Below are 19,247 nucleotides of genomic sequence, written 5' to 3' on the forward strand. Positions count from 1 at the left end.
CCGTCCTGCTGGTGGCTGCGGGTCTTGTGCACGTGCCGGGCTTCGGGATCGATGGTGGAGACCATCCGGCCTGGGGCGGTGCCCTGGGTGATGCGTCAGCGGCCGTCGCGGCCGTCGGAGTCCTCGGCCGGCTCCACGTCCTGGCCGGCGACCAGGGCCAGGATGCCCACCGCGTTCGCGGCCTTCTCGCCCATCTGCTGCTCGGGCAGGTGGCCCAGCAGCCGCAGCGCATCCGTGACCAGTGCGTCGACCAGCTCGGCACGGGCCTGCTCGTCGTTCCAAGCGATGCGGGGCTTGCCCGGGTCGGTGTAGTCATGCGCGCTGCACTGCGCAGCGGCGACCGCGTCGGCGCCGGGGACCTCGCGGATGACCGCGCGGACGGCGGCGATGATCTGGGTGACGGTGTCCTGCGTGGCGACCGCGTCGTCCAGCACGGTGGAATCCAGCGCCCGCCGGTGCTTGCCCTTGAGGACACCGGTGGCCTTCACCACCTCCCGCACTGCCTCGAAGACGCGGTTGGGCCGGGTGGAGCGGGCCAGTCGGCGCCGGAAGTAGGCCAGCAGCGACGGATCGAACGCCATATCGTGCAAGCCCAGACCACACGCGGCCTTCCACCGCAGATCGCACCGCAGTTCCTGCACCGTCTCGAAGTCCGACAGCCCGTGCAGCGCCTGCAACGTGATCGCGGCGGCCAGGATCTGCGGCGGCATGCTCGGCCGCCCGTTCGCCGACGGGTACATGTCCGCGAACATCTCCGCCGGGAACAGCGCACCGCGGTGCTCGGCCAGAAACGCGAACACACTGCCTGCCGGGATCAACTCCCGGCAGGTCTTCCACACATCCGGCCCGACCGTCTCCCCGGCCCATTCCCCCATCACCACGAAAACGAGTCTGGCCCCGCCGCTCACGCGGCGGGGCCAGAACCCCAAGATCTTCATGAGTCTTCTAGGGTCGGCCGCCCACTGGCACGTGAACGCCGCCCGGTCCGGAGCCGTCTCCGGGCCGGGCGGCGTTCGTGTGCCGGCCGTCTTCCTCCGTGCGCCCGCCGTCCTCTGACGGCCTGGCGCACTCGGGTTCACAGCTTGCGCAGGCTCAGCCGCCGCACCTTGTGGTCAGGTCCCTTGCGCACCACCAGCGTGGCGCGTCCGCGGGTCGGGGCGACGTTCTCCAGCAGATTGGGCTTGTTGATGGTCCGCCAGGTCGTCCGGGCGTAGTCGAGGGCCTCCTCCTCGGAGACCTGGGTGTACCTGCGGAAGTACGACGACGGGTTCTGGAAGGCCGTCTGACGGAGCTTCTTGAACCGGTTGAGGTACCAGCTTTCGATGTCCTCGGGCCGGGCGTCGACGTACACGCTGAAGTCGAAGTAGTCCGCGAGGCCGACGCGGGTGCGGCCGTCCTTGCCGGGGAGGGCGGGCTGGAGCACATTGAGGCCCTCGACGATGAGGATGTCCGGCCGACGGACGGTGAGCCTCTGGCCGGGCACGATGTCGTAGATCAGATGCGAGTAGACCGGGGCCGTCACCTCGTCCTTGCCGGCCTTGATGTCGGCGACGAACCGGGTGAGCGCGCGGCGGTCGTACGACTCGGGGAAGCCCTTGCGGGACATCAGTCCGCGGGCTTGCAGCTCTTTGGTGGGCAGCAGGAAGCCGTCGGTGGTCACCAGCTCCACCCGGGGGTGCTCGGGCCAGCGGGACAGCAGGGCCTGGAGCAGGCGGGCCACGGTCGACTTGCCGACGGCCACGGAGCCCGCCACGCCTATCACGAACGGCGTGCCGGACTGGGAGCCCTGCTCGCCGAGGAAGGTGTTCAGGGCGCCGCGCAGACCGTCCGTGGCGCCGACGTAGAGATTGAGGAGCCGGGACAGCGGGAGGTAGATGTCCCGCACCTCGTCGAGGTCGATCACATCGCCGAGGCCGCGGAGCTTCTCCACCTCCTCGGCGGTCAGGGGGAGCGGCGTCTTGTCGCGCAGCGCGCTCCACTCGGCGCGGGTGAGGTCGACGTAGGGAGTCGCCTCCGGCCTGGGCCGGTGGGCGCTCCGGGGCATCGAGGAGACCGGAGAGATCACAGTCCATTGTTAACGGAGTTTGAACGAGTCGCCGCGTGGCCTCTGTCACGTCGTGTCCATGACCGGCCGACGGGGCTCGGTGAGGCGGAGCGGGAGGGCATGGAGCGCAGAAGACCATGAGGACTGTGTTCTGATCATGAAGGGCAGTCAGGTGGGCCTCAGGCTGTTCGGCATGGTTGGCCGGATTCCGGCCTTCTCTTCGGAGCAGCGGTGGATCGGTGGTCCTGGCTCAGGTTCCGGTTGGTGCGGGTGCGGGCTGATGTGGCGTTCGTACGCCAGTGGGTATTTCCGATTTCGGGCAGGATTCGGGAGGTCGGGGCGCCGCTCGGACCGTAGGCTGCGGCACATGTGCGGAATCGTGGGATACGTGGGGCCGCAGTCGGCGCTCGATGTCGTCGTGGCGGGACTGAAGCGGCTGGAGTACCGGGGTTACGACTCGGCGGGCGTCGCTGTGCTCGCGGACGGCGGTCTGGCCGCCGCCAAGCGGGCCGGGAAACTGGTGAACCTGGAGAAGGCGCTGGTCGAACAGCCGCTGCCGAGCGGCAGTACGGGTATCGGCCACACCCGCTGGGCCACCCACGGCGGTCCCACCGATGCCAACGCGCATCCCCACCTCGACAACGCCGGACGTGTCGCCGTCGTCCACAACGGCATCATCGAGAACTTCGCGACGCTGCGGGCCGAGCTGGCGGAGCGGGGCCATGCCCTCTGCTCCGAGACGGACACCGAGGTCGTCGCGCATCTGCTCGCCGAGGAGTTCTCCGCCACCGCGGATCTCGCGGAGGCGATGCGGCTGGTGTGCCGGCGGCTGGAGGGGGCGTTCACGCTGGTCGCGGTGCACGCCGACGATCCGGACGTGGTCGTGGGCGCACGGCGCAACTCCCCGCTCGTGGTGGGCGTCGGCGAGGGTGAGGCCTTTCTCGCCTCGGACGTCGCCGCCTTCATCGCCCACACCCGCTCCGCGATCGAGCTGGGCCAGGACCAGGTGGTGGAGCTGCGCCGGGACGCGGTGACGGTCACCGGTTTCGACGGCCGTCCGGCCGACGTCCGTTCGTACCACGTCGACTGGGACGTCTCGGCCGCCGAGAAGGGCGGCTACGACTACTTCATGCTCAAGGAGATCGCCGAGCAGCCCAAGGCGGTCGCCGACACCCTGCTCGGCCGGATCGACGCGGCCGGCTCGCTGACGCTGGACGAGGTGCGGATCTCTACCGCCGAGCTGCGCGAGATCGACAAGGTCGTGATCGTGGCCTGCGGTACCGCCTTCCACGCCGGGCTGATCGCCAAGTACGCCATCGAGCACTGGACCCGCATCCCGTGCGAGGTGGAGCTGGCCAGCGAGTTCCGCTACCGGGACCCCATCCTCGACCCGCGCACGCTGGTCGTCGCCATCTCGCAGTCCGGCGAGACCATGGACACCCTGATGGCGCTCCGGCACGCCCGTGAGCAGGGCTCCAAGGTGCTGGCGATCTGCAACACCAACGGCTCGACGATCCCGCGCGAGTCTGACGCGGTGCTCTACACGCACGCGGGGCCGGAAGTCGCGGTGGCCTCCACCAAGGCGTTCCTGACACAGCTCGTCGCCTGCTATCTGGTGGCCCTGTATCTGGGCCAGGTGCGCGGCACCAAGTGGGGCGACGAGATCCGGGCCGTGATCCGCGATCTGTCGAAGATCTCCCAGGAGGTCGAGCGGGTCCTCAGGACCATGGAGCCGGTACGGGAGCTGGCGCGCTCGCTCAGCGGGAAGAACACCGTGCTGTTCCTGGGCCGGCACGTGGGCTACCCGGTGGCTCTCGAAGGCGCCCTCAAGCTGAAGGAACTGGCGTACATGCACGCCGAGGGCTTCGCGGCGGGCGAGCTGAAGCACGGGCCGATCGCGCTGATCGAGGCGGACATGCCGGTGGTGGTCGTGGCGCCGTCACCGCGTGGCCGCTCGGTCCTGCACGACAAGATCGTGTCGAACATCCAGGAGATCCGGGCGAGGGGCGCGCGCACGATCGTGATCGCGGAGGAGGGCGACGAGGCGGTGGTGCCGTACGCCGACCATCTGATCAGCATCCCGGCGACCCCGACGCTGCTTCAACCGCTGGTCGCGACGGTCCCGTTGCAGGTGTTCGCCTGCGAGCTGGCGACAGCGCGGGGGAACGAGGTGGATCAGCCTCGGAATCTGGCGAAGTCCGTCACGGTGGAGTAGGGGGGCGGGCGTTCCCACCGGCGGGGAGCGTGCGTTCGCACATGCGATAAAGGTCACGCGCAACCCCTTGCGCGCACCACGGACCTGATCGCTATGGTGTTGCGGCCCGCGGACCCGTGCATTGGTGGACTGTATGACGACAACGCCCGCATTGGCGGACACCCCAGCTGCGACAGCCGCCCGGCCTGGTCCGGTCGCACAACGTGGACCGCTTCCCGGTCGCCTGACGTCTTTGACCAGTCTGCGATTCTTTGCAGCGTTTGCAGTTTTCGTTCACCACTTCAACGGCGTGAGCCCCGGCGGCGGGGTGTGGCACGTGCCCTTCCTGTTCCCGTACTCCACGATCGGTGTGCACGGAGTGACGTTCTTCTTCGTGCTCTCCGGTTTTCTGCTCACCTGGAGCCATCGGCCGGGCACGCCGAAGCGGGTGTTCTACTGGCGCCGTGTCGGCCGGATCTATCCCGCCCACCTGGCCGCCGCAGGCCTCGCGCTGGCCGTCTTCTACGGCCTGGGCAGCGAACGCACCGACGTGCCGAGCCTCATCTCCTCGCTGCTGCTGGTCCAGACGTGGCTGCCGGGCGCGGTGCCCAACCTGCCGGGCAACCCGGTCACCTGGACCCTCAGCGTCGAACTCCTCTTCTACGCCCTCTTCCCCCTGCTGATCGGCCGCCTGCGCCGGACGCGGACCAGGACACTGGCGCTGTGGACGCTCGCCGGACTCGCCTTGATGTGGGTGGTGAACGTGGCGGCCGACCACTACCTGAACCGGCACGACGCCGAGTGGGTGATGCGGCACCCGGTGATCTACCTTCCGCAGTTCCTCGTCGGCGTCACCTTCGCCTTCGCCCTCCGGCGTGGCCACCGAGTCCCGCTGCGCCCCGCCGCGGCCCTCCTGCTGCTGGCCGTGTACACGGTTGTCTTCACCCGCGCCTCCGACTGGGGCGGCCCGTTGGCCGTCCACCAGATGGCATGCACCGTCCGCCCCGTCATCGCCACCCTCTCCGCGCTGCTGATCGCCGCGTGTGTGCAGAACGAGGCCGCGGGCCGTTCCCGGTTGCTGACCAGCCGTCACCTGATCGTCCTCGGTGCCAGTTCCTATGCCTTCTATCTGGTCCACCAGAGCGTCAACCAAGTCATCCGCCTCTACTGGTCCCCCGCGCACGACAGCAACGTGGCCGTGGTCCTCCTTCTGGGCTTGTTCCTGGTCTCCCAGACGGTGGCCTGGCTGCTGTGGCGGTGGGTCGAGGAGCCGTGCCAGCGGTGGTGGTCGAAGTGGGGCCCCTCGGCCCGGCCGACGGCCGGACATGAGGCGAACGCCGCTGCTTGAGGCTTCGAGGAAACTCTCAGGTGGGCTGTGGACCGGGGTGTGGGACACCGGTCCCGAGCCGCCGGCCGCAGGGGTGAAGGACTCCCCGGAGCAGTGGGCCGCGGGATTCGCCGCGGGGTGCCGCTCGACCGGGCCGTCACCGCGACGCACGAGGCCGATGAGGCCGATCCCGGTCGCCGGGGAGCCGGGCCCGTGGTCGGCGGACGGGTCGTAAAGTGCCTGGATGAGCATCATCGGAGTGGGGATCGACGTTGCCGAGATCGACCGGTTCCGGGCGTCGCTGGAGCGTACCCCCGGGCTGGCCCGACGTGTCTTCCTGCCCCAGGAGTTGCTGCTTCCGAACGGTGAGCGGCGCGGTATCGCCTCGCTGGCCGCGCGGTTCGCCGCGAAGGAGGCGGTCGCCAAGGCCCTGGGCGCGCCGGCCGGGCTGCACTGGACCGATGCCGAGGTCTATGTCGAGGACAGCGGGCAGCCCCGGCTGCGGGTGAAGGGCACGGTCGCGGCCCGCGCGGCGGAACTCGGCGTTCAGACCTGGCACGTGTCGCTCAGTCACGACGCCGGTGTGGCCTCGGCGGTGGTCGTGGCCGAGGGGTAGAGCCTCCGACATGGTGTGACGGCGGTGGGGGAGACTCGACGGTATGCGTACTGCGTACAGCGTGGAGACGGTGAGGGCTGCCGAGCGTTCCCTCATGGCACGGCTTCCGGAGGGGGCGCTGATGCAGCGCGCCGCCGCCGGGCTGGCCGCGGCCTGTGCGGACCTGCTCGGCCGGGTGTACGGCAGCCGGGTGGTGCTGCTGGTCGGCAGCGGGGACAACGGCGGTGACGCCCTGTACGCCGGAGCGCGGCTCGCCCGGCGAGGGGCGGGGGTCACTGCCGTACTGCTGTCGCCCGAACGCGCCCATCAGGGTGGGCTCGCCGCCCTGCGAAGGGCGGGCGGCTCGGTCACCGAGCCTTCGCAGTCCGCCGAGGAACTGATCCGGCGGGCCGATCTCGTCGTCGACGGCATCGTCGGCATCGGCGGCAAGGGAGGACTGCGCCCGGACGCCGCCGCGCTCGCCACGCTCGCCGAACGCTCACGCGCGGCCGTCGTCGCCGTCGATCTGCCGAGCGGTGTAGAGGCGGACGGCGGGGAGGTGCGGGGCGAGGCCGTCCGCGCGGACCTCACGGTGACCTTCGGTACCCACAAGCCGGCCCTGCTGATCGACCCGGCGCGGGAGTACGCCGGTTCCGTACGCCTCGTCGACATCGGGCTCGACCTGCCGCAGGAGGCGGAACTCGAGGCGTTGCAGCACGCGGACGTGGCGGCGCTGCTGCCGCTGCCGCAGGCGGAGAGCGACAAGTACCGGCGCGGAGTGGTCGGCATCGCCGCCGGATCCGCGCGCTATCCCGGCGCGGCCGTGCTCGCCGTGGCGGGCGCGCTGCGCGGCGGGGCCGGGGCCGTGCGGTACGTGGGGCCCGCCGGGAGCGCGGTGATCTCCCGTTTCCCGGAGACGCTGGTGTCCGACCGGGGGCCCGCGAAGGCCGGGCGGGTGCAGGCGTGGGTGGTCGGCCCGGGCGCTGGGGACGACGCGGCCACGGTGGCGGAGGTCCTGGAGGCGGACGTGCCGGTGCTCGTCGACGCGGACGGGCTGCGGCTGGCCGACCGGGACGCCGTACGCGGCCGCAGCGCACCGACGCTGATGACCCCGCACGCCGGTGAGGCGGCCGCGCTGCTCGGCGTGTCGCGCGAGGAGGTGGAGGGCGCCCGGCTCACGGCGGTGCGGGAGCTGGCGGCCCGGTACCGGGCGACCGTCCTGCTCAAGGGCTCCACCACGCTGGTGGCGAACCCCGAGGGCGGGCCGGTGCGGGTGAACGCCACAGGCACCCCGTGGCTCGCGACCGCGGGCAGCGGGGACGTGCTGTCCGGGCTGTCCGGCTCGCTGCTCGCGGCCGGTCTCACGACGCGGGACGCGGGCAGCGTGGCGGCCTATCTGCACGGTCTCGCGGGCCGCTACGCGGCGGACGGCGCCCCTGTCGGCGCCCATGACGTGGCGAACGCGATCCCGGAGGCGTGGCGGGACGTACGGAGCTGAGACGGGCCGCCCTCCCGGCGCCCGCCACAGGGCCGTTCGTCCTGCCGCCGCGCGAGACCGTACCGGTGCCGGAGCGCTGTCGGAGGCCTCTGAGACACTGGTGGCGCGATGACGAGTTCTGAGACAGCACCCCTGCGTGCCCGCGCCGAGATCGATCTTGCGTCCCTGCGGGCGAACGTGCGTGCCCTGCGTGCCCTCGCGCCCGGCGCGGCCCTGATGGCCGTCGTGAAGTCGGACGCGTACGGCCACGGGGCCGTCCCATGCGCCCGTGCGGCCCTGGAGGCCGGTGCCCAGTGGCTCGGCACGGCCACCCCCGAGGAGGCCTTCGCCCTGCGTGAGGCCGGTCTGCCCGGGCGCGTTCTGTGCTGGCTCTGGACCCCCGGCGGCCCTTGGCGCCGGGCGATCGAGGCCGATGTCGACGTCTCGGTGAGCGGTCTGTGGGCGCTGGGGGAGCTGCGCGAGGCCGCGGCCGCCGCGGGCGTGCCGGCCCGGGTCCACCTCAAGGCCGACACCGGCCTCGGGCGCAACGGCTGCCAGCCCGCGGACTGGCCCGAACTCGTCGCCGAGGCCCTGCGCGCCGAGGCGGACGGCCTGCTCACCGTCGTGGGCCTGTGGTCGCACTTCGCCTGCGCCGACGAGCCCGGCCACCCCTCCATCCAGGAACAACTGGACCGTTTCCGGGAGATGGTGGCGTACGCCGAGGAGCAGGGCGTGCGCCCGGAGGTGCGCCACATCGCCAACTCGCCCGCCACGCTGACCCTGCCCGAGGCGCACTTCGACCTCGTCCGCACGGGTATCGCGGTCTACGGCCTCTCGCCCAGCCCCGAACTCGGCACTCCCACCGACCTCGGACTGCGCCCCGTGATGAGCCTGAAGGCCTCGCTCGCCCTGGTGAAGCAGGTCCCCGGTGGCCACGGCGTCAGCTACGGCCATCTCTACACCACCCCCGGCACCACCACCCTGGGCCTGGTCCCGGTCGGCTACGCGGACGGCATTCCGCGCCATGCCTCCGGCGCCGGCCCGGTCCTGGTCGACGGCAAGCTCCGTACGGCCGCGGGCCGGATCGCCATGGACCAGTTCGTGGTGGACCTGGGCGGCGACGAGCCCCCGCCCGGTACGGAGGCCGTTCTGTTCGGTCCCGGCGATCACGGCGAGCCCACCGCCGAGGACTGGGCGCAGGCGGCCGGGACCATCGCTTACGAAATCGTGACCCGGATCGGAACCCGCGTGCCCCGCGTCTACGTAAATGTGAAGACAGAACAGGACGGGTAACCCACACGGGTGATCCCGGGACAGACGTAGGGCAGGACGAGCGGAGCCACCGCAGAGCAGGACGGGCGGAGCATCCGGCGAGGAGGAGGGGGACGTGAGCGAGACGAGCGTGGAGGCCGTGGAGGCCGTCGCGGGCGCCACCGCCACCACGACCGGGAACTGGCGCCTCGCCGGCATCGCCGGCGCCGCGATAGGCGTGGTCGCCGCGGGCGCCGCGGCCGGTGTCGCCCTCGAACGGATGACGGTCGGCCGCGGCATGCGCCGCAAGGCCCGGCTCGCCCTCGACTCGACCGGCCCCTACGGAACGCTCCGCGGCACTCCGGGCAAGGCCTACGCGGACGACGGCACCGAGTTGTACTACGAGGTCGACGACGTGGAGCCGGAGGGCGGCCCCGCACCGCGCCGCCGGAGGCTCTTCGGCCGCAAGGCCCCGGCCCCGGTCACCGTCGTCTTCAGCCACGGCTACTGCCTCAGCCAGGACTCCTGGCACTTCCAGCGGGCCGCCCTGCGCGGCGTCGTCCGGACCGTCTACTGGGACCAGCGCAGCCACGGCCGCTCCGGGCGCGGACTCGCCCAGGCGGACGGCACACCCGTCTCCATCGACCAGCTCGGGCGCGACCTCAAGGCCGTGCTGGACGCGGCCGTGCCCGAGGGGCCGGTCGTCCTCGTCGGGCACTCGATGGGCGGCATGACGGTGATGGCTCTCGCGGACCAGTTCCCCGAGCTGGTCCGCGACCGGGTCGTCGGTGTGGCCCTGGTCGGCACCTCGTCCGGGCGCCTCGGCGAGGTCAACTTCGGACTGCCCGTCGCGGGCGTCAACGCGATACGTCGCATACTTCCCGGGGTGCTGAAGGCGCTGGGGCAGCAGGCCGAGCTGGTGGAGAGGGGGCGCAGGGCCACCGCCGACCTGTTCGCGGGGATCATCAAGCGGTACTCGTTCGCCTCCCGTGACGTCGACCCGGCCGTCGCCCGGTTCGCCGAGCGGATGATCGAGGCGACGCCGATCGACGTGGTCGCCGAGTTCTATCCGGCGTTCACCGACCACGACAAGACCACGGCACTGGCCCGTTTCGCCGACCTTCCGGTGCTGGTGCTGGCCGGGGTCCAGGACCTCGTGACACCGAGCGAGCACAGCGAGGTGATCGCCGATCTGCTGCCCGACGCCGAGCTCGTGCTCGTGCCGGACGCCGGACATCTGGTGATGCTGGAGCACCCCGAGGTCGTCACCGACCGCCTCGCCGACCTCCTGACACGCTCGGGAGCGGTCCCCGCAGGGGCTACCGTGGGGGGCTATGGAAGCACCAGCACCGCACAGCCCGGCTGAGTCCCCGCTGCCGGGCGTCACCGCCGAGTTCACCGTAACCTCCCCCGAACAGATGCAGGAACTGGGCCGCCGTCTGGCCAAGCTGCTGCGCGCCGGCGACCTCGTGATGCTGAACGGCGAGCTGGGCGCGGGCAAGACCACGCTGACCCGCGGCCTCGGCGAGGGGCTCGGGGTGCGCGGCGCGGTCACCTCGCCGACCTTTGTGATCGCCCGGGTGCATCCGTCCCTCGTGGACGGCCCGCCGCTGGTCCATGTGGACGCCTACCGGCTGGGCGGCGGGCTCGACGAGATGGAGGACCTCGACCTCGATGTCTCGCTGCCGGACTCCGTGGTCGTCGTGGAGTGGGGCGAGGGCAAGGTCGAGGAGCTGACGGACGACCGGCTGCATGTGGTCATCCACCGGGCGGTGGGGGACACGACGGACGAGGTGCGCCACGTCACCCTGACGGGGATCGGACACCGCTGGGCGACGGTTGACCTGGCCGTGCTGTCGGCCTGAGGCCGCCCCCGACGGAAGCGCTGAGGCCGCCCCCGCGGAAGCCCTGAGGCTGCCCCGACGGAAGCCCTGAGGTCGCCCCCGCGGGAGCCCTGAGGTCGCCCCCGCGAAGCCCTGAGGCTGCCCCGACGGAAGCCCCCTGAGGCCGCCCCCATCGAGCCCTGAAGCCGCAGTCGCCGAAGCCCGAGGCCGCTCCCCCAGGCCCTGAGAGGCCCCCCGGTTGCCGCGGGTCGCGCGTTCGTATTTTCGGTCGAACATGCCGACACCTCGTCGGCAAGGTGTTGCGCCTCAGGTGCCGGGCGTGGTCACATGGACTTCAGTCCGTGGTTAGGGCTGCCTAACCACGCCCGCCCCGGCGAGTCCAGGAGGCGTCCATGCCGGCTTCAGAGCGCGACGAGGCGCCGCGGCGTGTCGCGGCCGGGGCGGCCGGAGTGTCGATGCGGGACCTGCTGGCGGCGTGCGCCGCGGCGAGGGCCGTCTCGACCCCGCCGCGCGACCCGGACCCCGCACCGAAGGCGACCCCGGCGACCCCCGGGACCGGGGTGACCGAGGAGCCCCGCAGGGCCGCGTAGAGCGTGCGAGAGCGCCGGAGCGTGCGGCCCGCGCGTAGCCGAAGAAGGTCCCTACGGGACGACGACGACCTTCTCGTCGGTCGTCGCGAACTCCCACACCGCCGTGCCGTCCGCACGGGACTCGCGGATTCCGCCCAGCTTCCTCGAGGCGTCGGGCTTGGCCGTCGTACCGTCCACGGCCGCGCTGAAGCCGATCACCACGCCCTGGTTCGCCGCGAACCGCACGATGTGCTCGACCGTCGTGCCGTCCGAACCGGTTCCGGCGGCGGTCCGGGAGGTCACCTTGTACGTGCCCGGCAGCGGGTCCACCGTCCCGGGCGTGACCTTGAACGTGCGCTGCACCTTGTTGTCCTGGCCGACCAGCCACACCCGGTCGTCGTCGAGCGCGTACACGACCCGCTCGCCCGTGCCGGAGCCTGCGGGCAGCGCCGCCGGGTTCTGCTTGGCCCGGGGCGGCTTGGCCGGGGCCGAGTTCTTCACCTGCGGCTTCCCCAGCGTGTCGGGTACGTGCGCCGACGCCTGGTAGGCGAGGAAACCGACCATGGCGACGGCCGCCACGGTGAGCCCGGCCACGATTCCCGAGCTGCTCCTAGCCACCCTGTGCCCACCTCTCGACCCCCGCACGCGGAAGCAGTGCGTCGCCCGGACTACCACTCGTACGACGTATCCGTTCGTTGATCGATCCGTCGTACTTCTTCGCTTGACGGTAGCAGCAGGCGCGTGCCGGACCGGCCCGGCCGTGCGTCGGGCGCGGGCGCCGTACGCTGTTTGCGTGCTCTTGCTCGCTCTGGATACCGCCACCCCCGCCGTCACCGTCGCCCTGCACGACGGCACGTCCGTCGTCGCCTCGTCGACCCAGGTCGACGCGCGACGGCACGGGGAACTGCTGCTGCCCGCCGTCGACCGGGTCCTCGCCGAGGCGGACACCCGGCTGGACGCCGTCACCGGCGTCGTCGTGGGCGTGGGTCCCGGCCCCTACACCGGGCTGCGTGTCGGTCTCATGACCGCCGACACCTTCGGTCTCGCGCTCGGGGTGCCCGTGTACGGCGTGTGCACCCTCGACGGTCTCGCCTACGCCTCCGACCTGGAGGTGCCCTTCGTCGTGGCCACCGACGCACGGCGCAAGGAGGTCTACTGGGCGCGGTACGACAACGCCCGGACCCGGGTGACCGACCCCTCCGTGGACCGCCCCGCGGACATCGCGGAGCAGGTCGCGGGCCTGCCCGCCGTCGGCGCCGGCGCGCTGCTGTACCCGGACGCCTTCCCGCAGGCCCACGAGCCCGAGCATGTCTCGGCGGCCGCGCTCGCGTCCCTGGCCGCGGAGCGGCTGGCGGCGGGTGAGGAACTGGTCGCGCCCCGCCCGCTGTATCTGCGCCGCCCCGACGCGCAGGTGCCGAAGAACTACAAGGTGGTCACCCCCAAGTGACCGGGCCCGTGACACCCGTGCTGCGCGAGATGCGCTGGTGGGACATCGACCCCGTCCTGGAGCTGGAGAAGGAGCTCTTCCCCGAGGACGCCTGGTCGCGGGGGATGTTCTGGTCCGAGCTCGCGCACGCCAGGGGAGCGGAGGCGACCCGGCGGTACATCGTGGCGGTCGACGGCGAGCGCATCGTCGGCTATGCGGGGCTGGCCGCCCAGGGCGACCTGGCCGACATCCAGACCATCGCCGTGGCCCACGACCTGTGGGGTACGGGACTCGGCGGACGGCTGCTGACCGAGCTGCTGCGGGCCGCCACCGCGTTCGAGTGCGCCCAGGTGATGCTCGAGTGCCGGGTCGACAACGTGCGCGCGCAGAAGCTCTACGAGCGCCACGGCTTCGAGCCCATCGGGTTCCGACGCGGCTACTACCAGCCGGGAAACGTCGACGCCCTGGTGATGCGCCTGACCACCTCGCCCGACAGCGGCTTCGCTGCGGGCCCCCCTTCAGTACGAGGAACCGACAACAATGGCTGACGAACCCCTGGTCCTGGGGATCGAGACCTCCTGCGACGAGACCGGCGTCGGCATCGTCCGCGGCACCACCCTGCTCGCGGACGCCATCGCCTCCAGCGTCGACGAGCACGCGCGCTTCGGCGGCGTGGTCCCGGAGGTCGCCTCCCGCGCACATCTGGAGGCGATGGTGCCGACCATCGACCGCGCGCTCAAGGAAGCGGGGGTGAGCGCGACGGACCTGGACGGCATCGCCGTCACCGCCGGGCCCGGGCTCGCCGGTGCGCTGCTGGTCGGTGTCTCGGCGGCGAAGGCGTACGCGTACGCCCTGGGCAAGCCGCTGTACGGCGTGAACCACCTCGCCTCCCACATCTGCGTGGACCAGCTGGAGCACGGCGCGCTGCCCGAGCCGACGATGGCGCTGCTGGTGAGCGGCGGGCACTCCTCGCTGCTGCTCTCCACCGACATCACCTCGGACGTACGGCCGATGGGCGCGACCATCGACGACGCGGCGGGCGAGGCCTTCGACAAGATCGCCCGAGTGCTGAACCTCGGCTTCCCCGGCGGCCCGGTCATCGACCGGTACGCCCGGGAGGGCGACCCGGAGGCGATCACGTTCCCGCGCGGGCTGACCGGTCCGCGCGACCCCGCGTACGACTTCTCCTTCTCCGGCCTGAAGACGGCCGTGGCCCGCTGGATCGAGGCGAAGCGCGCGGCGGGCGAGGAGGTCCCGGTGCGGGATGTGGCGGCCTCGTTCCAGGAGGCGGTGGTGGATGTGCTGACCCGCAAGGCGGTGCGGGCCTGCAAGGACGAGGGCGTCGACCATCTGATGATCGGCGGTGGCGTGGCGGCCAACTCCCGTCTGCGCGCCCTGGCCCAGGAGCGCTGCGAGGCGGCCGGCATTCGGCTTCGGGTGCCCCGTCCCAAGCTGTGCACCGACAACGGCGCGATGGTCGCGGCGCTCGGCGCGGAGATGGTCGCCCGCGGACGGGCCGCCTCGGACTGGGATCTGTCGGCGGACTCGTCGCTGCCGGTCACGGACCCGCATGTGCCCGGCCAGGCGCATGCCCATGACCATGTCCACGAGATCAGCAAGGAGAACCTGTACTCGTGACGGTCGCGCTGATGTGGGAGGCCCGGGCGGTGGCCGGGCGGGGCGAGGACCTGCTGGCCTGGGTGCGGGCGCAGGAGCTGGCGCCCGCGCCGCTGCGGCGCGAGACCCTCCGGGCTCCCCAGGACCGTGTTCTCGTCATCACCTGGTGGGACGCGGACCTTGCCGCCACCCTCCCCGAACTGCCCGAGCCGGACGGCGAGCTGGTGACTCGCGCGGTGCACCGCTGGCGTTTCGAGTCGGTCGACGGCGGCTGAACGGCCCCAAGAAAAAATCTTCGACGAATTCCGGCGACCGTGTCGATCCGGGTGCCGCCCGATCGACGCACAGACGAGAGGCGGGGACAGACCCCGCCGCTTCCGGATCGAAGGAGTCACCATGCCCCGCTATCTGTCGCTCGTACGGATCGACGAGTCCACCGCCCCCGCCGAGGGCCCCAGCCCCGAGCTGATGCAGCGGATGGGCGAGCTGATCGAGGAGGTCACCAAGGCCGGCGTGATGCTCGACACCGCCGGGCTCACCCCCTCCGCCCAGGGCGCCACCGTGCGCTGGGAGGGCGGGAAGCTGTCCGTCACCGACGGGCCGTTCACCGAGTCCAAGGAGGTCGTCGGCGGCTACGCGATCATGCAGTGCAAGGACATGGCCGAGGCGCTGGAGTGGACCAACCGGTTCCTGAAGGTGCACGAGGAGCACTGGACCGTGACCTGCGAGGTGCGGGAGATCGCCGAGGGCTGACCGTTCCTTGGCGTACGCCCGGCAGGGGTGTTGCATGGTGGGCTGTGGAACAGCAGCCCGCCGCCGCCCCCGCCGGCCACGCCATCGAGACCGTCTTCCGTCTGGAGTCGCCCCGGGTCGTCGCGGGAGTCGCCCGTATCGTCCGGGACGTCGGGATCGCCGAGGAACTGGCCCAGGACGCGCTGGTAGCGGCCCTGGAGCAGTGGCCCCGCGACGGCGTGCCCGACAACCCCGGCGCCTGGCTCATGGCCACCGCCCGGCACCGCGCCGTCGATCTGGTCCGCCGCCGGGAGCGCTACGCCCGCAAGCTGGCGGAGATCGGCCGGGACCTGGAGACCACCGCGGCGCCCGAGGAGCCCGCGGATCCCGACGACATCGACGACGATCTGCTCCGCCTGGTCTTCACCACCTGCCATCCGGCGCTGTCGGCCGAGGCCCGCACCGCTCTCACCCTGCGGCTGCTCGGCGGTCTGACGACGGCCGAGATCGCCCGCGCGTACCTCGTCCCGGAGCCGACGATCGCCCAGCGCATCGTCCGCGCCAAGCGCACGCTGGCGACCCGGAACATCGCCTTCGAGGTCCCGTACGGCCCCGACCGCGCGGCCCGGCTCGGCTCCGTGCTGGACGTCATCTACCTGATCTTCAACGAGGGTTACGCGGCCACGTCCGGCGACGACTGGCTGCGGCCCTCCCTGTGCGAGGACGCCCTGCGCCTGGCACGGATCCTCTCTTCCCTCATGCCGAAGGAGCCGGAGGTGCACGCGCTGACCTCGCTCCTGGAGTTCCAGGCGTCCCGCACCCCCGCCCGCACCGGGCCCGACGGCGCCCCTGTCCTCCTCAGGGACCAGAACCGCCGCCGCTGGAACCGCATGCTCGTCGCCCGCGGTATCAACGCCCTGGCCCGCGCCGAGGCGACCGCCACCGGTGCGCCCGGCCCGTACGCCCTCCAGGCGGCGATCGCCGCGTGCCATGCGCACGCGTACACCTACGAGGAGACGGACTGGACCGCCATCGCCACCCTCTACGGCCTGCTCGCCGCCCGGTCCCCGTCCCCCGTCGTGGAGCTGAACCGCGCGGTCGCCGTGGCGCACGCGGAGGGTCCCGGACCGGCCCTGGAGATCGTCGACCGGCTGACCGCCGAACCCGCCCTGCGGGACTACCACTTGCTGCCGAGCGTGCGCGGCGATCTGCTGGCCCGGCTGGGCCGCCCGGCCGAGGCCCGCGCGGAGTTCGTCCGTGCCGCCGCCCTGGCCCGCAACGAACGCGAACGGGAACTCCTCCAGGCCCGCGCCCGGGAGTGCGGCTAGCAAGCCGTGAGCGCCCTCAGACCGGGTGCCCCAGCAGCATCGTCGGTGCTCCCGCCACCCGGGTCAGGAACACGGTCACCGCGTGGGGGCCGTGCGGCTTGGGCAGGACCTTGCGGCGCAGTTCCTCCGGCTCCACCGCCGAGCCGCGCTTCTTCACGGTCAGCACCCCGACCTCCCGCTCCCGCAACAGGGCCTTCAGCTTCTTCACGTTGAAGGGGAGGTGGTCGGTGATCTCGTAGGCGGTGGCGTAGGGGGAGTCGTGCCGCGCGTCCGCGGTCACGTACGCGATCGTCTCGTCGATCAGACCGCCGTCCAGTTCCTCGGCCGCCTCCGCCACCAGATGGGCGCGGATCACGGCGCCGTCGGGCTCGTAGAGGTAGCGCCCGAGCGGGCGCACCGCCGGATCGGGCAGGCCGCGGCCGCGCAGCTCACGGGGGCCGGGCAGCAGGGTGGCGCGGACGAGACCGGGTTCGGTGCCGAACCACAGCACCGCCTCCTTCACGTCCCCGCCGTCCGAGATCCACTCGGCCTCGGCCTCCGCGGGCACCGCCTCGTGCGGGATGCCGGGCGCGACCTTCAGCGCGGCGCGCGGCGCCTTCAGGGCCGTGGTCACGGCCCAGGACAGCGGGGGTGAGTACGCCTCCGGGTCGAAGATGCGGCCGCGCCCGCCGCGCCGGGCCGGATCCACGAAGACGGCGTCGTACGACGCGACGTCCACCCGCGTGACATCGGCCTCGCGCACCTCGATCAGCGCGGACAGACCGAGCGCCTCGGCGTTCGCCCGCGCCACCGCCGCGGTCAGCGGGTCGCGGTCCACGGCCAGCACCCGGACGCCGGCCCGGGCGAGCGCGATCGCGTCGCCGCCGATGCCGCAGCACAGGTCGGCGACGGAGGTCACGCCCATCGCCCGCAGCCGCTGCGCCCGATGGGCGGCGACCGTCGTCCTGGTCGACTGCTCGACGCCGTTCGGGGTGAAGAACATCCGCTGCGCGTCCTCGGCCCCGAACTTCGCCGCCGCCCGCTCGCGCAGCCGCGCCTGGGTGAGGGCCGCCGAGACGAGTTCGGCGGGGTGCTCGCGGCGCAGCCGGGTGGCGACGGCCAGCTCCTCGGCCGGGGCGGTGCCGCGCACCTCGTCGAGGAGGGCGCGGCCCTCGGGGCCGAGGAGGGAGTCGAGGGAGAGGTCGTTCACGGGGCCATTGTCGGCCAGTCGGTGGATGGCGTGCGTCCGGCCGCGGTGTCGGACCGCCGTGGCCCGCGGCGGCTGCGAGGATCCGACACCATGCGGCTCGTACGACAAAATGAACAAAAGCGTGCGAACGGTGACATGAGACGGTTCCTGAAGAAGGCCACGGGCGAGGGGTGCGTGGCGGCACGCCCGGAGGGACACCTGTGAGGGGGTGGCGCCCGGTGCGGGCGATGCTCGCCGGAGTGCTCGCCGCCGCGCTGCTGTCCGGCTGTGCCCAGTCCGTCGACCCGATCGAGCGGCTGGGCATGAAGGCGGCCCAGCGGGTCCATCCCATGCACACCCACCACGGCCGGGCCTACCGGCGCTGGGGCCTGCCCGCGCCGCTCGCGCCCGCGCCCCGGCCCGTCCGTCCCACGGGCGGGGCGGACGAGCGCCTGCCGCCGGTGCTCGACCGCGTCCCCACCCATGACAAGGTCGTCTTCCTGACCTACGACGAGGGCGTCGCGAACGACCCCCGGTTCATCGACATGATCCGCGAACTGCGACTGCCGGTCAGCGTGTTCCTCACCGACAGCAGCATGAGGCCGGGTTACGCGCGCGTCTCGCGGCTGCGGGCCGCCGGCGCGGTCATCCAGAACCAGGCCCTGCACGACGTCGTGCTGCGCGGCCGCCCGTACGACGAGCAGCGCGCGGAGATCTGCGGCCAGCGCGACCGGCTCAAGGCGCGGCTGGGCGTGCCGACCCGGCTGCTGCGGCCGCCGCAGGGCAGATACGACCGCACGACGCTGGAGGCCGCGGCGGACTGCGGCATCAAGGCCCTGATCCTGTGGCGCCCCGTTCCGGGCCTGGGGGCCGGTCGCCGTGGCCGGGGGGTGACTCCCCACTCGGGGGACGTCCTCCTCGCCCATGAGGCGGGCCGCCCCCTCGCCTCGCTGACCGTCGAGACGGCCCGGCTTCTGCGCCGTATCCAGGCAAGGGGGTTCACGGTGGGGCGCCTGGAGGACTACCTCTAGGCCGGGGCCCGGACACCCCGGTCACGCGCCGCGCCGCCGGCAATTGGCACTCCGCTTGACCGAGTGCTAATCGCGGTCATAGTCTCGGCCCTGGCACTCCCCACTGGAGAGTGCCAAGACGCGACGGGCAGGTCCGGCACCCGCGACGACGGATCCACCTGGTCGCCACCTCAGACAGTTAACCCCGTGAGATCTCCGAAGGGGGAGGTCGGATCGTGACGACCACCAGCTCCAAGGTTGCCATCAAGCCGCTCGAGGACCGCATCGTGGTCCAGCCGCTGGACGCCGAGCAGACCACGGCCTCTGGCCTGGTCATCCCGGACACCGCGAAGGAGAAGCCCCAGGAGGGCGTCGTCCTCGCCGTGGGCCCGGGCCGCATCGAGGACGGCAAGCGCGTCGAGCTCGACGTCAAGGTCGGCGACGTGGTGCTCTACAGCAAGTACGGCGGCACCGAGGTGAAGTACAACAACGAGGAGTACCTCGTTCTCTCGGCTCGCGACGTGCTCGCGATCATCGAGAAGTAATTCACCGAAGCAGACTGCTTTGAGCTGCGCCCCTGGCCCCGCGACCGTTGATCAGCCGGGTGTCGGGGGCGCTGTTCGTTTTTCACCGCGATGGCGGCTGCTCCCCGGGAGCGGCCGGGG

General features: G+C 72.1%; 19 protein-coding genes and 1 pseudogene. 16 read left to right on the forward strand and 4 right to left on the reverse strand.

Translation table 11 applies throughout. From position 1 onward, the window contains the following. Both ACFY2Z_RS05755 and coaA read right to left on the reverse strand, forming a co-directional pair. Nucleotides 1–875, reverse strand: a pseudogene (locus ACFY2Z_RS05755) (transposase); the annotation flags it as partial. Nucleotides 876–1,075: 200 nt separating this feature from the next. Further along, the gene (gene coaA / locus ACFY2Z_RS05760) at nt 1,076–2,044 is read right to left on the reverse strand and encodes a type I pantothenate kinase (protein WP_390742918.1); all 969 of its coding nucleotides are present in this window, start codon (nt 2,042–2,044) and stop codon (nt 1,076–1,078) included. 367 nt (nt 2,045–2,411) lie between these two features. On the opposite strand from coaA, the gene glmS reads away from it, so the two are divergent. The 8 genes from glmS (at nt 2,412) to ACFY2Z_RS05800 (ending at nt 11,322) form a co-directional block, all read left to right on the forward strand. Then, on the forward strand, nt 2,412–4,259 hold the full coding sequence (gene glmS / locus ACFY2Z_RS05765) for a glutamine--fructose-6-phosphate transaminase (isomerizing) (protein ID WP_390742919.1): 1,848 nt from the start codon (nt 2,412–2,414) through the stop codon (nt 4,257–4,259). Nucleotides 4,260–4,392: 133 nt separating this feature from the next. Continuing rightward, entirely contained in the window at nt 4,393–5,586 is a 1,194-nt protein-coding gene (locus ACFY2Z_RS05770; RefSeq protein WP_390742920.1) for an acyltransferase family protein, read from the forward strand. Between the two features lie 223 nt (nt 5,587–5,809). Then, nucleotides 5,810–6,181, forward strand: coding sequence for a holo-ACP synthase (locus ACFY2Z_RS05775; RefSeq protein ID WP_365166590.1), 372 nt, complete (start codon nt 5,810–5,812; stop codon nt 6,179–6,181). Nucleotides 6,182–6,224: 43 nt separating this feature from the next. Then, complete coding sequence (locus tag ACFY2Z_RS05780; RefSeq protein ID WP_390742921.1) at nt 6,225–7,658, forward strand: NAD(P)H-hydrate dehydratase; 1,434 nt, start codon at nt 6,225–6,227, stop codon at nt 7,656–7,658. A 108-nt stretch (nt 7,659–7,766) separates the two neighbouring features. Further along, nucleotides 7,767–8,930 (forward strand): alanine racemase, encoded by a 1,164-nt coding sequence (alr, locus tag ACFY2Z_RS05785; protein ID WP_390742922.1) that lies wholly within the window; start codon nt 7,767–7,769, stop codon nt 8,928–8,930. 94 nt (nt 8,931–9,024) lie between these two features. Continuing rightward, a complete protein-coding gene (locus ACFY2Z_RS05790) occupies nt 9,025–10,254 on the forward strand; it encodes an alpha/beta fold hydrolase (protein ID WP_390742923.1) in 1,230 nt (409 codons plus the stop codon). After that, a complete protein-coding gene (tsaE, locus tag ACFY2Z_RS05795; RefSeq protein WP_390742924.1) occupies nt 10,223–10,753 on the forward strand; it encodes a tRNA (adenosine(37)-N6)-threonylcarbamoyltransferase complex ATPase subunit type 1 TsaE in 531 nt (176 codons plus the stop codon). Before ACFY2Z_RS05790 ends, tsaE begins: the two co-directional genes overlap by 32 nt. Before the next feature lie 371 nt (nt 10,754–11,124). Continuing rightward, nucleotides 11,125–11,322: a hypothetical protein gene (locus tag ACFY2Z_RS05800; RefSeq protein WP_390742925.1), complete on the forward strand. Its 198-nt coding sequence runs from the start codon at nt 11,125–11,127 to the stop codon at nt 11,320–11,322. 51 nt (nt 11,323–11,373) lie between these two features. On the opposite strand, the gene ACFY2Z_RS05805 is transcribed toward ACFY2Z_RS05800, so the two are convergent. Continuing rightward, a complete protein-coding gene (locus tag ACFY2Z_RS05805; protein ID WP_390742926.1) occupies nt 11,374–11,919 on the reverse strand; it encodes a hypothetical protein in 546 nt (181 codons plus the stop codon). Between the two features lie 175 nt (nt 11,920–12,094). Between ACFY2Z_RS05805 and tsaB the strand changes: the two genes are divergently transcribed. From tsaB to ACFY2Z_RS05835, 6 genes are all read left to right on the forward strand, one after another. Next, on the forward strand, nt 12,095–12,748 hold the full coding sequence (tsaB, locus tag ACFY2Z_RS05810; protein WP_390742927.1) for a tRNA (adenosine(37)-N6)-threonylcarbamoyltransferase complex dimerization subunit type 1 TsaB: 654 nt from the start codon (nt 12,095–12,097) through the stop codon (nt 12,746–12,748). Further along, entirely contained in the window at nt 12,745–13,275 is a 531-nt protein-coding gene (gene rimI / locus ACFY2Z_RS05815; protein ID WP_390742928.1) for a ribosomal protein S18-alanine N-acetyltransferase, read from the forward strand. The genes tsaB and rimI overlap by 4 nt, the downstream gene beginning before the upstream one ends. Further along, complete coding sequence (gene tsaD / locus ACFY2Z_RS05820) at nt 13,268–14,365, forward strand: tRNA (adenosine(37)-N6)-threonylcarbamoyltransferase complex transferase subunit TsaD (protein WP_390742929.1); 1,098 nt, start codon at nt 13,268–13,270, stop codon at nt 14,363–14,365. Before rimI ends, tsaD begins: the two co-directional genes overlap by 8 nt. After that, a complete protein-coding gene (locus tag ACFY2Z_RS05825) occupies nt 14,362–14,619 on the forward strand; it encodes a hypothetical protein (RefSeq protein WP_390742930.1) in 258 nt (85 codons plus the stop codon). Before tsaD ends, ACFY2Z_RS05825 begins: the two co-directional genes overlap by 4 nt. 121 nt (nt 14,620–14,740) lie before the next feature. Further along, a complete protein-coding gene (locus tag ACFY2Z_RS05830) occupies nt 14,741–15,097 on the forward strand; it encodes a YciI family protein (RefSeq protein WP_311691081.1) in 357 nt (118 codons plus the stop codon). Nucleotides 15,098–15,141: 44 nt separating this feature from the next. Further along, the gene (locus ACFY2Z_RS05835; protein WP_390742931.1) at nt 15,142–16,404 is read left to right on the forward strand and encodes an RNA polymerase sigma factor; all 1,263 of its coding nucleotides are present in this window, start codon (nt 15,142–15,144) and stop codon (nt 16,402–16,404) included. 16 nt (nt 16,405–16,420) lie between these two features. Here ACFY2Z_RS05835 and ACFY2Z_RS05840 read toward each other — a convergent pair whose 3' ends face one another. Further along, complete coding sequence (locus ACFY2Z_RS05840) at nt 16,421–17,593, reverse strand: methyltransferase domain-containing protein (protein WP_390742932.1); 1,173 nt, start codon at nt 17,591–17,593, stop codon at nt 16,421–16,423. A gap of 200 nt (nt 17,594–17,793) precedes the next feature. Between ACFY2Z_RS05840 and ACFY2Z_RS05845 the strand changes: the two genes are divergently transcribed. Together ACFY2Z_RS05845 and groES are read left to right on the forward strand one after the other, a co-directional pair. Continuing rightward, entirely contained in the window at nt 17,794–18,603 is an 810-nt protein-coding gene (locus tag ACFY2Z_RS05845; protein ID WP_390742933.1) for a polysaccharide deacetylase family protein, read from the forward strand. 215 nt (nt 18,604–18,818) lie between these two features. Further along, the gene (gene groES, locus ACFY2Z_RS05850) at nt 18,819–19,127 is read left to right on the forward strand and encodes a co-chaperone GroES (protein ID WP_234513400.1); all 309 of its coding nucleotides are present in this window, start codon (nt 18,819–18,821) and stop codon (nt 19,125–19,127) included. The last annotated feature ends 120 nt before the right edge of the window (nt 19,128–19,247 follow it).

The sequence above is a fragment of the Streptomyces sp. NPDC001222 genome (genome assembly GCF_042896945.1).
In the GTDB taxonomy this organism is placed as follows: Bacteria; Actinomycetota; Actinomycetes; order Streptomycetales; family Streptomycetaceae; genus Streptomyces; species Streptomyces gibsoniae.

Coding starts and splice junctions, on each gene's coding strand:
- ACFY2Z_RS05830 (WP_311691081.1), top strand. CDS start 14,741: ATGCCCCGCTATCTGTCGCTCGTACGGATCGACGAGTCCACCGCCCCC.
- ACFY2Z_RS05775 (WP_365166590.1), top strand. CDS start 5,810: ATGAGCATCATCGGAGTGGGGATCGACGTTGCCGAGATCGACCGGTTC.
- glmS (WP_390742919.1), top strand. CDS start 2,412: ATGTGCGGAATCGTGGGATACGTGGGGCCGCAGTCGGCGCTCGATGTC.
- ACFY2Z_RS05800 (WP_390742925.1), top strand. CDS start 11,125: ATGCCGGCTTCAGAGCGCGACGAGGCGCCGCGGCGTGTCGCGGCCGGG.
- tsaE (WP_390742924.1), top strand. CDS start 10,223: ATGGAAGCACCAGCACCGCACAGCCCGGCTGAGTCCCCGCTGCCGGGC.
- tsaD (WP_390742929.1), top strand. CDS start 13,268: ATGGCTGACGAACCCCTGGTCCTGGGGATCGAGACCTCCTGCGACGAG.
- ACFY2Z_RS05770 (WP_390742920.1), top strand. CDS start 4,393: ATGACGACAACGCCCGCATTGGCGGACACCCCAGCTGCGACAGCCGCC.
- ACFY2Z_RS05780 (WP_390742921.1), top strand. CDS start 6,225: ATGCGTACTGCGTACAGCGTGGAGACGGTGAGGGCTGCCGAGCGTTCC.
- coaA (WP_390742918.1), bottom strand. CDS start 2,044: ATGCCCCGGAGCGCCCACCGGCCCAGGCCGGAGGCGACTCCCTACGTC.
- alr (WP_390742922.1), top strand. CDS start 7,767: ATGACGAGTTCTGAGACAGCACCCCTGCGTGCCCGCGCCGAGATCGAT.